Annotated in this window: 15 protein-coding genes; 10 read left to right on the top strand and 5 right to left on the bottom strand. The window is 69.7% G+C overall.

Features of this window, described 5'->3' with window-relative positions:
• Positions 1-137: 137 nt before the first annotated feature.
• From HDA43_RS33985 to HDA43_RS34000, 4 genes are all read right to left on the bottom strand, one after another.
• A complete protein-coding gene (locus tag HDA43_RS33985; RefSeq protein ID WP_179829141.1) occupies positions 138-485 on the bottom strand; it encodes a hypothetical protein in 348 nt (115 codons plus the stop codon).
• Positions 486-653: 168 nt separating this feature from the next.
• Positions 654-1,022 carry a hypothetical protein gene (locus HDA43_RS33990; protein WP_179829143.1) on the bottom strand — a complete coding sequence of 123 codons (369 nt, stop codon included), beginning with the start codon at positions 1,020-1,022 and terminating at the stop codon, positions 654-656.
• Positions 1,015-1,263, bottom strand: coding sequence for a hypothetical protein (locus HDA43_RS33995; protein ID WP_179829145.1), 249 nt, complete (start codon positions 1,261-1,263; stop codon positions 1,015-1,017). The genes HDA43_RS33990 and HDA43_RS33995 overlap by 8 nt, the downstream gene beginning before the upstream one ends.
• Before the next feature lie 95 nt (positions 1,264-1,358).
• Positions 1,359-2,600, bottom strand: a complete 1,242-nt coding sequence (locus tag HDA43_RS34000) for a helix-turn-helix domain-containing protein (protein ID WP_179829147.1) — start codon at positions 2,598-2,600, stop codon at positions 1,359-1,361.
• Between the two features lie 280 nt (positions 2,601-2,880).
• On the opposite strand from HDA43_RS34000, the gene HDA43_RS34005 reads away from it, so the two are divergent.
• From HDA43_RS34005 to HDA43_RS34015, 3 genes are all read left to right on the top strand, one after another.
• Positions 2,881-3,507, top strand: a complete 627-nt coding sequence (locus HDA43_RS34005; RefSeq protein ID WP_376770534.1) for an HAD family hydrolase — start codon at positions 2,881-2,883, stop codon at positions 3,505-3,507.
• Positions 3,508-3,672: 165 nt separating this feature from the next.
• The gene (locus HDA43_RS34010; protein WP_179829151.1) at positions 3,673-3,975 is read left to right on the top strand and encodes a hypothetical protein; all 303 of its coding nucleotides are present in this window, start codon (positions 3,673-3,675) and stop codon (positions 3,973-3,975) included.
• Between the two features lie 244 nt (positions 3,976-4,219).
• Positions 4,220-5,371, top strand: a complete 1,152-nt coding sequence (locus HDA43_RS34015; protein WP_179829153.1) for a hypothetical protein — start codon at positions 4,220-4,222, stop codon at positions 5,369-5,371.
• Between the two features lie 87 nt (positions 5,372-5,458).
• Here HDA43_RS34015 and HDA43_RS34020 read toward each other — a convergent pair whose 3' ends face one another.
• Positions 5,459-6,325, bottom strand: a complete 867-nt coding sequence (locus HDA43_RS34020; protein ID WP_179829156.1) for a hypothetical protein — start codon at positions 6,323-6,325, stop codon at positions 5,459-5,461.
• A gap of 226 nt (positions 6,326-6,551) precedes the next feature.
• Here HDA43_RS34020 and HDA43_RS34025 point away from each other — a divergent pair, with 226 nt between their 5' ends.
• From HDA43_RS34025 to HDA43_RS34055, 7 genes are all read left to right on the top strand, one after another.
• Positions 6,552-7,073 carry a hypothetical protein gene (locus tag HDA43_RS34025; protein ID WP_179829157.1) on the top strand — a complete coding sequence of 174 codons (522 nt, stop codon included), beginning with the start codon at positions 6,552-6,554 and terminating at the stop codon, positions 7,071-7,073.
• A 3-nt stretch (positions 7,074-7,076) separates the two neighbouring features.
• A complete protein-coding gene (locus HDA43_RS34030) occupies positions 7,077-7,886 on the top strand; it encodes a hypothetical protein (RefSeq protein ID WP_179829159.1) in 810 nt (269 codons plus the stop codon).
• Between the two features lie 19 nt (positions 7,887-7,905).
• The gene (locus HDA43_RS34035) at positions 7,906-8,364 is read left to right on the top strand and encodes a hypothetical protein (RefSeq protein WP_179829161.1); all 459 of its coding nucleotides are present in this window, start codon (positions 7,906-7,908) and stop codon (positions 8,362-8,364) included.
• Positions 8,361-8,702 carry a hypothetical protein gene (locus tag HDA43_RS34040; protein WP_179829163.1) on the top strand — a complete coding sequence of 114 codons (342 nt, stop codon included), beginning with the start codon at positions 8,361-8,363 and terminating at the stop codon, positions 8,700-8,702. The genes HDA43_RS34035 and HDA43_RS34040 overlap by 4 nt, the downstream gene beginning before the upstream one ends.
• A gap of 50 nt (positions 8,703-8,752) precedes the next feature.
• Positions 8,753-9,172: a hypothetical protein gene (locus tag HDA43_RS34045; protein WP_179829165.1), complete on the top strand. Its 420-nt coding sequence runs from the start codon at positions 8,753-8,755 to the stop codon at positions 9,170-9,172.
• A gap of 124 nt (positions 9,173-9,296) precedes the next feature.
• Positions 9,297-10,178, top strand: a complete 882-nt coding sequence (locus tag HDA43_RS34050) for a hypothetical protein (protein WP_179829167.1) — start codon at positions 9,297-9,299, stop codon at positions 10,176-10,178.
• Positions 10,179-10,332: 154 nt separating this feature from the next.
• On the top strand, positions 10,333-13,230 hold the full coding sequence (locus HDA43_RS34055; RefSeq protein WP_179829169.1) for an LAGLIDADG family homing endonuclease: 2,898 nt from the start codon (positions 10,333-10,335) through the stop codon (positions 13,228-13,230).
• The last annotated feature ends 30 nt before the right edge of the window (positions 13,231-13,260 follow it).

The raw sequence follows: 13,260 nt of genomic DNA on the forward strand, positions 1-13,260 counted from the left end.
CGTACCGGCACAGGGCGGGGTCCGCCATGTGCCACGCGCCGTACTTCCGCGAGTACGGAAGCCACAGGATGAACCAGGTGGGGAACCGTCGCCGCAGGTCGGCTACCTCGGCGGCTCGGTAGTCGTCGGGCGACTGCTCAGACGGTGGTGACGACATCGCTGCCCTCACCCTCGACCGGCCGGGAAGCAGGGGAGATCTGTTCGGCGATCCGCCGCGCGACATCGAGCACGTCGGAGCTCGGGGCCCTCTTGGGGGAGCGCCCCGGTTCGGTACCCCAATAGAAGACCTCGACGGTGTGGCCCGTCCACACGAGCACCTTCCCGTCGACCAGTAGGTAGGGCTGGCTATCCCGCCGGAGGGATTCCGTAGGGATCCCGTGGTCGGTGAGCAGTGCCTGAAGCTGGTCGAGGGCGCGGGTGGACTTGCCCCATCCGCTGAGCTTCTGGAGTTGTTCGCTCGCAGCGGTTCCCGGTGCCGGGATCATGCGTTGGTCCTCTCGTGCGGTGAGAGATGGTGAAGGGGTGCGCGGCCCCGGGGGTCTTCCGGCGACGGATGCCGGTGATCATCCCGGGGCCGCGCCTCTGGCGGCCGCCCGGCGGTCGGGCAGACGGGGCGTGAGCCGCGGCCGACACGGAGCCGCCAGAGCTGAGGGTCAGATGGGCAGGTGGGGCGTATCGGTGATCTGTCTTCGCTTGACGACGGCCGGGTGCTGCAACAGCTCCTCAACCACGCCTTCGGTGGTCGTGTGGTGCGTCACCCAAGGTTTGCCGCGCCGCGGGGTGTCCCACGTCACCCACCAGAAGCGGAAGCCGTCGGTGTAGACCAGCACACCCCGGGCGACGGAGACCGCGGCGCGGCCGCGGGCCAGCTGGTGGGCGTCGACGTCCAAGCCGTGTCTGGCGAATGCGGTCTGTAGGCGGCCCGCCGCGGTCAGGGCCGCTCGAACGTTGCTGGAGCGGACGAACACCGCGCCGCGACGGCGGATCGTCGGGAGCCGGAGGAGCCGGAGAAGGTCAGTCATCCCGCCCCTCCTGCTCCTGCTGCTTCTCGTGGCTCTCCAGCAGTTCCCGCAGCCCTTCCAGGTCGGTGTGACGCAGGACCACCGCGTCCGGGGACGGGGAGCTGGTATGCCGGCGCGCGCACCAATCGCCGTGCTCACCTTCCGGCTTGAAATCACGCCAGATGAGCCAGCCAGGGAAGTCCGCTTGGAGGATCTCCGCTGCGCTGGGGCTGAATAGCAGGGTGGCGCGCTCGTCATCCACCCGGCCCAAGTTACGGATAGAAGAAATGCCAGTACAGCCACGGAGCGCCGTAGTTCATCGGCGCTCCGTGGGAAACTACTACGTATCGTGGTACCTCAGTCGGTGAGACTGAAGAAATCCACGAGGGCCCTTTGATCGGTAGTCAGGGTCCGCTTCACATTGCTGATGATTTCCCGGGTCGTGTCCCGTCCGAGTTGCTGGTAGCGCAGCCATTCGGGGGCCTTCGCCCGGAGGTTGATCATGATCTCGGTGGCGCGTGCCACGTCGCCGATGCGGACGTTGGCGCGGGCGGCGTCCAGCAGCGCCCGGTGCCAGGTGTTGGAGTCGGTCCGGCCGACACCGCGGGGCAACGCGTTGTGCAGCGCGACCGCCTTGGCCGGCTCGCCTGTCACCATCGCGTTCTCCGTCTTGAGGAGCGCGGCCGTCAGCGGGCCGAAGGACCGGCCGGCGTGCCGGTCGCGGTACTCGCGTCCCATCCGCATCCCGGCCATGCCGGCGAGGTTGGCGTACTCCTCGGCTTCGGTGGGCTGGTTGTTGCGGGCGGCGGCCGCGGAGGCGCGGGCCAGTAGCCACCCCCACGCCTCCAGTTGGGTGGGGGTGGCCGACGACATGCGGGGCTCGATCAGCTCGGCGGCGTGCAGGCACAGGTCGATGACTTCGCTGAACCGGCCCTGCCGCATCATGGCCCACGCCTGAACGCTGATGGCGGCCCCGGCGAGTTGCATGTCCCCGATGGTCAGGGCGTCGCGCTGGGCGCCCTGGATCGCGATGAGCGCCAGGTCGTGCGCGCGGACCTGGATGAGGTAGCGGGCCGCGAGGTTGAGCGCGTCGGAGCGGAGCCGTAGCGCGGCCGAGTGGATGGGTTCGTCCTCCAGGTGGGCGACGTGGTGCTGGGCGGAGACGATGAGCTGCGGCAGCAGGCCGGCCAGGGCGTCGTAGCGGTTGCTGTGGTAGATGATGCCGAGGTTGGAGATGGCGCTTTCCAGCCGGGTCAGGGACAGCTCGTCGGCGTCGGCGGTGCCGTACATCGGCTGCCCTGCGAGGTCCAGAGCAGGGGCGACGGCGGCGCGGATGGGGGCCAGGACCATCTCGTTGGGCCCATCGGTGACCGGCTCGGGCGGGCCGGGCTGGACGAAGGTCATCGTGACCACGCCGAGGGCTTTGCCGATGGCGTGGAAAGTCTCGAACCGGGCGGTGCCGCCCTGCTCGATTTTCCTGACCACGCCGAGGCTGACCCCGCTGGCGGCGGCGAGTTCTTCCTGGGTGAGGCCCCGGGTTACCCGGAGGGTGCGGATCCTCTCGCCTGGCTGGTCATGCGTGATAGCGTCATTGGGCATAGCCCTGCACCTCCTGAGAGCCTTTGACATCCCTCAGCGTAGACATGCAGGGCTTATTTATGTTCAGTATCGGTCGCATCGTATTCGGAGAGCAGCAGCATACGGCGCGTTTCTCACTTTTCGGCCATTCAATAAGGTCAAAAGTCGTACCAGTAAATGGCAGCCGTAAATAGGGGGTGCCGTGTCGGGGGTGTAGCCGCGCGGCCGTAGACCTCGCCGCCCGCCGACAGGTACCGTCGCTCCGGAGGTCCGGCAGCCGGACCGTAGAGAGGGAGGCGCGTTGCCGTACCGGGGCCTGATTCTGGACTTCGCCGGAGTGATGACGGTCCCCTTGCGGGAGTCCATCCACGCCTGGTGTCTCAGCGAGGGCCTGCCCGTCAACGCCTGGGCGAACGCGCTGGTCGAACACCCCGCCGGCCGGGCCCTGTACGTAGATCTGGAGCTGGGGCGCATGACTCAGGCGGCGTGGAACGCCGCCACCGCGGAACTCCTGGGAGTGGCGGCGGACAACCTAATGGGGCGCGCCCACGCCGCGGTGTGCGCTGAGCCGTCGATGGTCGAGCTCGCCCGCCAGGCACGCCGGGCCGGGCTCACGGTGACGCTGCTGTCGAATTCCTACGGCCGTGACCCGTACGACCCTTACACCGCCACCGGCGTGTGGGACCTGTTCGACCACCACGTGATCAGCGAAGCCGAAGGCGTCGCCAAGCCAGACCCGAGGATCTACCGGCTGACGCTGGAGCGGATGGGCCTGGCCGCCGACGAGTGCGTGTTCGTCGACGACCACCCGGCCAACCTCCTTCCGGCTCAGGCGTTGGGCATCGAGACCGTCCTGGCGGACGGGCCCGGCACCGCGCACCGAGTGGCTGCCCTGCTGGGGTTGTCGCTCTCCTGTCCTGCGCTCTGACTCCGGGGACGGCGTCCGGGCCACGGCCGCGGGTGGCCGGCATACGGCAGCAACCGGGGTGCCGGGCCGGTTCCTTGCGACACGTGCCCGACTCATTCCCCAGAGTGCTCGCAGTTGAAACAGTTTCGTGCTAGAACTGCTGATCACAGTGATAAGGGAGGGACGATGCCACAGACGTACCTGGGCGAGCGCAAGCCGACGATGGTGCGGCCGGACCCAGCCCTGCGCGGTCGCATGGATGCCTCTGCAGCCAGCCACGGCTACAGAGATCGCCAGATGAACACCTACCTGGTGAATCTACTGGGAGCCCTGCACCCAGACCCGGAGAAGCACCCAGAAGCGGCCAAGGCCGCTGCTGCTGTGGTGGAGGCCCTGCTCGCCTCTGCCCGGGACATGAAAGACCAGGAGGCGCGCGCGGCTCAGTCCCAGCTCGAACTCCCGTCACTGAAGAACCACGCCGCGGCGTAGCCGCCGCGTACAGCGCTTGAAGGAGTTGTAGACCCGCCGAGGACGGCGGACAACTGCATACACCAATGGAAAAAGGCCCTCGCGCCAAATGCTTGCCGGCGACCGGCGCGAGGACCTTCCTAGGTAGACATCCGGCCCGGCTCGGATCGGCCAAGGGCTCTTCTGTGCCGTGCCGGTGTCCAGAGGTCTGGAGACCACGATAAACGATGAGTCCCCGGGTCTGCCAGTCGCGCCGAAGATCGGCGTGTCCCGGTGTGCCCGGCTTACTACCGGAGTAGGCGTCGACAAACCGGCGCTGAACAGCCGATACGACCGTCCGGACCCCGATGAGGCGATCCCCGGGCATCTCGCCCGAACGCCGTCGCGGCCGTTCTGGCTGCGCGCCATCGAGGAGGACGACGACGCCCGGCACCGGCGCCGCGACTGGTGGGCCACCACCATGACCGTGGTGTGGCAACTCGCCACTCGCACCGGCCGTGACCTCGTCACCTGCCCCGGTCTCGGCGCGACCTGGCGGGTCCTGGCCGAGGCCGCCGGCGTGTCTCGTACGACGCTGTCGGACCGGCTGCGGTGGCTGCGCCGCCGCGGCTACCTGTTCGTGCTCGTCCCCGGTTCCACGCCCCAGTACCGGAGCGGCACCTTGTGCGGGCTGCTCGACGACGGCCTGGGCAACCTCGCGGCGGAGTACGTCCTGACGGTGCCCGCCGAACTGGTCGCCGGCCTCGACGCCCAGGAGCTGAGCGAGGTCTTCCCCGCCCCGGACACCGCGGCGGCCGATGATTGGCGGGATGTGCCGTGGCCTGCGGAAACTCTGCCTGTGGAGGAAAGTCGCACCCCCCCTGTTGCTCTGGCTGATGTAGGTGCAGAGCGTGACGCCACCCCGGGCGCGGGCGCACGTGATGCGCGCGCGATACCACACCTGGGGTGGCTGGCCACCGCAACGCCCGGCACCAAAGCCGAGATGCTCCGGGCGTGTGAGCGGCTGCGGGCGGAGGATGCGACGCTGCGGAAGGTCAGCGCCCGGCATCTGCGGTCGCTTCTGCGTCCGCTGTTCGCGGCCGGGGCGACGCCCCGTGACGTGCAGCACGCCCTGAACCGGGAGCCGGACGGCCGCATCTGGGCGGTCTCCCGGGACCTGTACGCGCCGGCCGGGTGGGTGCGGTGGCGGGTCCGTGCCTGGGTGGCCGAGGACGGGACGCTGAGAGCGCCGCTGCCCTCCCAGGTCGCGGCGGCCGCCGACCGGGCCCGCCGCGCCGAGCAGGCCGCTCGGGCGGCGGACTGGGCGCGTCGGCAGGCCACCCGGGCGGCGCCCGGCGGAGGGTACGCCGCGGCGGCGCGGGCCGAGCTGGACGCGGCGCTGGGGCGGCTCGCCGCCCGGCGGGTGCGCGCGGCGTAGCCGCGCACCTTCCTGGTGGGGTGTGCGATGTGCCGTGCTTTACCGCGTAGATCAATACAGGACGGGATGGACGGGAGCGTAGTCGAATTAGGAGCGGTGGACATTGCCGCTGGTGAACCACTGAACCAGCGTGGCCGCGGTGTGTACGGCCATGCGAGCGGCCTCCAGGGTGGTGAGCTTCATTTCAGGGCCAGAGTGGCGATCTCGCTGTCCATGCCACAGCAGAGCGATCATCTCGATCACCGCGTCGGCGGAGGCGGGTTGGCCGACCTTGTCGTCGATGGACAGAGTCCACCTTGCACGGGTGTTCTTCATCTCGCCGAGCACCTTGCCCAAGGTCGCGCCCCTGTCTCTAGGGAGAACGGCGGGGATCGTGACGGCTTCGGCTGCCTTCACGGCCTCGCTGTAGGCGACTGTAGGGTCCGGCTGGATCCCGTAGGCCGCGTCCCATGCCTTGCGCAGGTGCGCGGAGGCGTCGCTGCCGGTGTCGGAGATGGTGGTGTTTACGGCTTGAGCGACCGTTTCATCCACGCGGGTCGTGAGGCCGTCCCAGCTGTCTTTGACTTTCCAGGCCGACCCGGCCTGGTCGAGCGTCCTTGTGAGGCTGACGAGCTGCTCCGCCCACCATTTCCGCTGGGCGGCGTTTGCGTAGCTATCGTCAGTGCAGAGCCACGCGTGTAGGTCCAGCGTGGCGTCGATGGCCTCAAGGAGATCGTCTCCTTCAACAGAGATGACCATGATCCTCCCGGACCATCTGGCGATGTCGCTCCTTCGGAGTTTGAGCTGTAGAGCACTGTGAATGTCGTCCGGCTGCGGAGAGAACACGACGCCATCCAGCCACTTCCGTAGTGGGTCGAGGAGGTAAGGGGGCGTGCCTTCTACGAGGGCGCGCGCGTCGGTAAGGCCGGCCATTCGCTCGCGGAGGGGCCGCCACGGGGGGTTGTCGTTCGCCACGGATCAAGGGTAGGGGCGGCCCGCCGGAAGGGGCGGCTCCTTGCGGTGATCTTTCGGCGTGACGTTAACGGCCGGGTGTGCTTGGGTTCGCGGGGCCGGAACCGGAGGACGTTCGGAGCGTTCGCCACTGGAAAAAATGATAAATATGCCCTACACTTTTACTCGTGCATTGGGGGGTTCGGTTCTCCCCGGTGCACGCCCCACCCTCTAACCAGGAAGGCCCCCCATGACCACCACGGCCATCGCTGCACCTGACGACCACGGCTCGGACAACGTCCTGATCCCCCTCCCGGAAGGGGTGCGGATCCCCTGCCTGGCCGACTGGGCGATTCCCGCCTCCATCCCCACCACCCCCGAGCACAATCACCTCACCCGCCTCGCACTGACCTGCATCAAGATCGGCACCGACCTGGCCACCGGCCACGACGGCACCCCGCGGGACGCCGAGCTGCGCGAGTTGCACCTGCACAACTTCCGGGCCGCGCTGGAGGCGGTCACCGCTGACATCGGCCCGGTGAACCTCGCGGCCACCGCCGAGCAGGCCCGCGAGATCGCCGACGCCGCGCACCGCGCCACCACCCCCGCCCGCGCGGTCGAGCTCGACCCCAGCGTCATCTGGGAGCTGCTCGACCGGATGGGCCACGGCGACCACGGCGGGTGGACCCACGACCCCCGCTGGCCGGACGTCGTGTGCGGCTGCGGTGAGACCGTGTTCCGCCTGACCATCCCCGCCCCGGCCGGGCGGTGACCCATGGGCCGCGAATCGTGCTCCCTGTCCGGCTGTGACCGGCCCCACCACGCGCGGGGACTGTGCCACGCCGACTACGCCCGGTTCGCGGCCCACGGCCTGCCCTTCCCCCGGGAAGCCGTAGGCGCTCCCGCAGGCGTCGCGCCGCCCCCGGAGCGGCGCGACGCCTCCGCCCGCTTCCGCCGCTTCCTCCAGCTCAACGGACTCGGCTGGACCGCGCAGCGCATCGCCACGGAGATGAGCGTGTCGGTCCGCACCGTCGAGCGGTACCGGGCGGCGGCCCGCCACCCCGACTTCTCCGAGGAGACTGTCTCCCCCATGCAGCCCCCCGCCCCCGATCCTGGCGCGGGCCTGGACCTGAGCGACGCCCGCCACCGCGAACACCTGGCCCGCCACCTTCTGCAGGTGGCCATGCACCTGGCGTGCATGGTGCGCGATGAAGCCCCCGAAGACGTCGCCGCCTACCTCGCGGCGCTGTCCCCCGCCGAGCGGGAGCACCTGCCGATCATCCTCGCCGCCCTGGTCGACGTGGACCGGACCGAGGAGGAACTGCTGGCGTGGATCACCTGGGACGCCGAAGGGCGGGCCCTGCCCGGTGTGGCCGCTGTACCCGCCGCGGCCGCGGCCGCCGTCGAACGTCCCCGGCCCCGGGCGCTGCGGCTGCCGCAGACCACCGCGGAGTGCCCGAGCTTCGGCGCGCTGCGCAGGCACCGCGCCAACGGTGAGAAGCCGTGCGATGCGTGCCTGCGTCTCGATGCCGACCGCAAGCACGCCGCCTACCACGCCGACGCGAGCCGGGCCCCGGCCGCGTAACCCCTTTCCAGGAGGCACCGTGAACCGCTCCCCCATCCCCCTCCTCACCGTCGCCCTGGTCGCCGGCCTCCTGGTGGCGTGCGACGCCACCGAGGGGCGGCCCGCGTGCGCCGCCGCACTCCGAGGCCCAGGCCCTGGCGCGGGTTCGTCGAAGACCACGACGGGCACGGGCACCGGCTCGTCCAGGACCACGACCACGACCACGACCACGACGGGCAGCCTGTCGAGGACCACGACGGGCAGGCCGCCCGCCCGCTCGACCACGCAGAACCCGCCACCGCCCCGGCGCCCCGACGTCGGTAAGCCGCCCACCCTCCAGCGCGGTACGACTCGCTACCCCGCCCAGAAACCGCCGACCTACCGCGGCAGCTACCGCCACTACGACGGCTACCCCGGCTGGTACCCGGCTGGCGTCTGGCCGGACGGATACGCCGAGACCTACGGTTGCGACCTTCCCGCCGGCCGGACCGCGCAGTGATCTATCAGGCCATCACCGACGACGAGCGCCCCGGGACCGGCCTGGTGTGCAACCTGTGCCGCTCCCCCGTCGACGCCGCCCCCTGCCCCGAGCACGCGCGCTACGGCAGCGACGCCGACTGGCTGGCCGCCACCGGTACCTGTGGCGGGTGCGGCCGTGACGGGCACCGCTGCGATGGCGGGTGCGGCTGCCGCTGCGCGCCCCTCCACCCGGTGGCCGGGCGGGTGGCCGCCATCCCCGAACAGGCCGTCCTCGACCTCGACCTGTCCAGCATGATCAGGACTTCCCATATGGAAAGCCCATCTCTCGCCTCGATCCCCTTGGGAGGAACAGCATGACCAGTGACCCCAGCGGGCCCCGGACGTGGGTCTTGACCATGCCTGCGGGCATGAAGCTGCTCAATGCCAACGGGCGGGGACACTGGAGGGCCCGGCATCAGGTGACGAAGACCCTCCGTGAGACGGCGTGCTGGCTCACCCGGGCCGCGAAGATCCCGCCCCTGGAGTTCGCCGAGATGACCGCGGTGTACGAGCCGCCGGACCAACGCCGCCGCGACCCCGCGAACCTCTACCCCTCCTGGAAGGCCGTCGTGGACGGCGTTGTCGACGCCGGCGTGCTGCCGGACGACGACGCCAAGCACCTGGATGGGCCCCACATGAAGCTCGGCGAGGTCCACCCGGGCGGCAGGCTCGTGCTCTACATCCATGAGCGGCCCGCCACCCCGGCCCCCGCACCGCGGCGGGCCCGGCCGGGCTTCACGCTGACCAAGAAGCCGATCCCCCACGGCGGGCCCGCCCGGGCCCGGTAAGAGGATCAGGGAATTCACAAGTAAATAAACATGCCCTACAATCGGCGGTGTGCGCAGGAGTGCGTACACCGCCCGATCATTTCGAGCGGGAGGATATAAGCCCCAGGAACCTAAGGACCCCACCATGACCAGCAGCAGCACCCGAGCAAGCCGCCGGCAGCCGACCCTCACCGCGCCCCTCCGCAAGACGGCGCAGGAGGTCAAGGCCGCGCACGCCGCCGTCCTCGGCGCCCGTGACCAGCACAAGAAGCTCGCCCACAAGCGCAACCTCGCCACCCTCGTCCTGGTCCGCCATCACGGCCGCAAGGTCCAGCCGACCCTCCGCGCCGCCGGCATCGGCCGCCACAACTGGGCCGAGATCCTGCCCAAGTCCCCCGCCACGCTCCCCCAGTGGACGCCGGAAGAGGCCGACCGCATCGTCGCCGACACTGTGGAGGAGATCGCCAAGCTGGCCGCCCAGGAGACCGAGGCGAGCGAGGCGCGTGTCCGCGGGCTCCGCACGCTGGCCGACGCCACCGAGGAAGGTGAGCCGCTGTTCACCAAGGTGGAGATCGCCGACCTCGTCGGCATGTCGGAGGTCCTGGTCGGCCGGTACCTCGCCCAGAGCGAAGACACCGCGGCCGCCGACACCGAGGAGGGGCTGGAGCCGATCGCGGTCCTGGCCGACCGGCTCGGCGTCCCCTTGAAGCGGATCCTCGACCGGATCGAGTACGCCCGCAAGAACGACATCGCCGTACCGCGGACCTCCCCCGGCCGCGGCCGCATGGTCATGGTCGACGTGCCGGCGTTCGTGCAGTGGTGGGAGGACAATCGGTTCCACTGGCTGTCGGCGCAGGAGCTCGCCGACCGGTGGGGCATGCCGGTCCCGCACGTCAGGGCGCGGCTGCGCACCGCCAAGGACAAGGGGACAGAGCCAGAGTCGGTGAACTTCGGCCGGCTCATCTACTACAACCCGCAGGCGGCGGACGACTGGGGCGCCCAGCACGGCTACGCCCCCCGCCAGTAAACCGCCCCCACGTGTGAGCCCCGGTTCGACGTTAGTCGGCCGGGGCTTCACCATGTCCGGCCGTGATCACCCTGCCGGACCCGCCCCACGCCGCCCCGCCCACCCCACGCGACCGACATGTCGTGGCCGAGACAGGCAGTGACGGGCGGCCGCCGTGGCGGTGACCGCGCCGACCGCGATCGACCCGCCCGGTGACAAGCGGTCCCGGACGGCGAACCGGATGTTCGCTGAGCTGATGGACCTGCCCGCCGAGGAGCGGCGCCTGGTGCTGGAGGACCTGAGCGACGTCGAGGCGCGGCAGGTATACGCGGCCGCCTACCGGGCGGCCGGCACGTCGTTCGCGCTGTGGGCCGACGATCCGGTCGGGTTCGTCGAGCAGGTTCTCGGCGCGGCGGTGTGGTCGGTGCCCCGGCAGTTCATGACCGCGCTCACCGAGCACAAGCAGGTCGCCGTCCCGTCCTGCTTCGGGTCATCGAAGTGTGTGCCACATGATGAGTACATGCAACTTGCTGATGGATCTGTGGTAACCGCTGCTGACCTTGTGATGCGGCGGGAGTTTCATGTACTGGGTTGGCAAGAAGACGGCACGCAGACGGTGCGTCGTGCTCGGGCGGAGTGGAATCAGATCGAGCCCGTCTACCGGCTCACATCCGAGAGTGGACGGACGATCGTGCGCAACGGCCACCACCCGCTCTGGGCTGCCAGAGCGGTGCGCAAGAGCCGCCCTGTGCACGATGACGGCACCTACAGCACGGGCTTGGTGCCGGAGAACATCGGATGGAAGTCGATGGCCGATCTCGACCAGGAGCACGATCTCGTGCTGGTTCCCGAGGTCGTGAACACGGTGGGCGATGGGTGGATGCGGCAGGAGGAGGCGGCGGTCCTCGGCTATCTCCTGGGTGATGGGGGAACAACTCACGGGATTCGCTTCAGCCAAATGCCTGGCCCTGCCCTCGACGAGTTCATCCAGGCCGTGGAATCCCTGGGCGCCCGCACCGTGGTGCTGAAGCCGAAGCCCGGGCAGCGGCATGTCGAGGTCGTCGTACGGAACACCGACGACGTGAAGACCAACCCGGTCCTGACCCTGGCCCGGCAGTGGGGCATCTTCGGCTGCAAGGCGACCGAGAAGCGCGTCCCGGCCGAGGTGTTCCGCATGCACCCGAGCGTCATCGCCACGGTGGTCGGCCGCTTGTTCTCCTGTGACGGCTACGTGCACGTCCGTACGGAGCGTCGGCGAAAGGACAAGACGCAGAAGATCAACGAGGCGTACATCGCGATGACGCTCTCGAACGAGGGGCTGATCCGGGACTTCCAGCGACTCATGCTGCGGCTCGGCATTCCCGGCACCGTACGTCCCGTCAAGGGCGACTGGCAGGGTAAGGCGTTCACCGCCTGGCAATGGGTCATCACCACAGCCAAGGAGATCCTCCGATTCGCCGAGCTGATCGACGCGCCGGCGAAGAACGAAAAGGTCCAGCTGGCTGCCGAAGTCGCTGGACGGCGTAAGTTCACCTGGCAGTGGCAGTACCGAGACGCCCCGCCCGGATACCGGTGGGAGCGCATTCAGAGCGTCGAGGAGCTACCGCCTACGCAGACGGTCGCGATCGAGGTGGACGTGGATCACACCTGGGTCGATCTCTTCGTGGAACACAACACGTTCTCGTGCGGGCAGCTCGTCCTGTGGGCGTCGCTCGTGTACCCGGTCGGCACCAACACCGTGGTGACGCTCGCGCCGCTGTGGCGGCAGGTCGCCCGCCAGCTTTGGCCGGAGGTGCGGGCCGCGCACACCAGGGCGCGGCTGCCCGGCACGATCGACATGGCGCAGTACAAGCTGCCGGACGCGAACGGCCTCGACACGGTGGTGGCGTACGGGATCGCCGCCGCCCCGCACAACGAGGCGGCCGTGCAGGGTATCCACGCGGCGAACCTGCTGCTCGTGGTCGAGGAGGCCGGAGGCATCGCGCACACGATCGGCAACAACCTGGCCGGTCTGCTCGTCGGCGAGGGCGCGAAGATGATCGCGATCGGCAACCCGCCGACCGATGAAGTCGGGACCTGGTTTGAGAAGCTGTGCGCCGACCCCGAGGTCAAGACGATCCCCATCTCGGCGTTCAGCACGCCGAACCTGACGGGGGAGGACTTCGGGGAGTGCCAGTCGTGCCCGGGCGGTGGCCACTCCCCCGCCAAGCACATGGTGGATGCGGCGTGGATCGACCGGACGACCCGCGTCCACGGGCCGAAGTCCAACTACGTGCGGGCGAAGATCCACGCCCTGTTCCCGAAGGGCCTGGCGAACGTCGTCATCCCCTCCGACTGGGTGCAGGCCGCCGTCGATGCCGAGGAGCCGGAGCCGCGCGACGGCTGGGTGAGGCTGCGCGCCCTCAACCTGGACAGTGAGGATGGCGATTGGGTCGTCCAGGCCGGCGCGTGGGTGCGGCTCGGCGTCGACGTCGCCGCGGACGGCGGCGACGAACTCGTGGTCGCCCGCCTCGTGGGAGACCTGGCCACTGTGGAGCACTCCTCCAGCGGGCCGGAGAACGCCGACCCGGTCGCCGTGGCGGGGATGGTGCTGACGCAGATCCTCCGGGCGGAGGCGGTCGCGGCCGCGCTGGGGTCGCGGCAGCGGGTGCGGGTGAAGGTCGATGGCAACGGTCTCGGCTGGGGTGTGGCGGGTCTGCTGGCGGCGTGGGGTCGGGAGGGCAGGCACGATGCGGAGATCGTGTCGGTGCTGGTGTCGGAGTCGCCGGGCCGGGAGCCGGATGAGGCGACGCTGCGGCCGTACCGCAAGAGGGATGAGATGTGGCTGGCCGGGCGGGCGCTGGTCCGGCCGGATGAGTACGGCGTGACCCGGCTGAGGCTGCGGGTGGACGACATGACCGCCGCGCAGCTATCGGCGCCGAAGTTGGCGACGAACTCCTCGGGGTACTCGGTCGTGGAGTCCAAGCCGGACATGAAGAAACGGGGCGTGTCCTCCCCAGACCGGGGTGAGGCGATCCTCCTGGCGGTGTACGAGCCCGCGGAGGAGGGGGACGCTTGGCGCATCATCGTCTGAAGCGGGCGAAAAGGACTCCCGCGCCCGCAT

Origin of the sequence: Streptosporangium sandarakinum (assembly GCF_013409935.1) — a bacterium.
In the GTDB taxonomy this organism is placed as follows: Bacteria; Actinomycetota; Actinomycetes; order Streptosporangiales; family Streptosporangiaceae; genus Streptosporangium; species Streptosporangium nondiastaticum.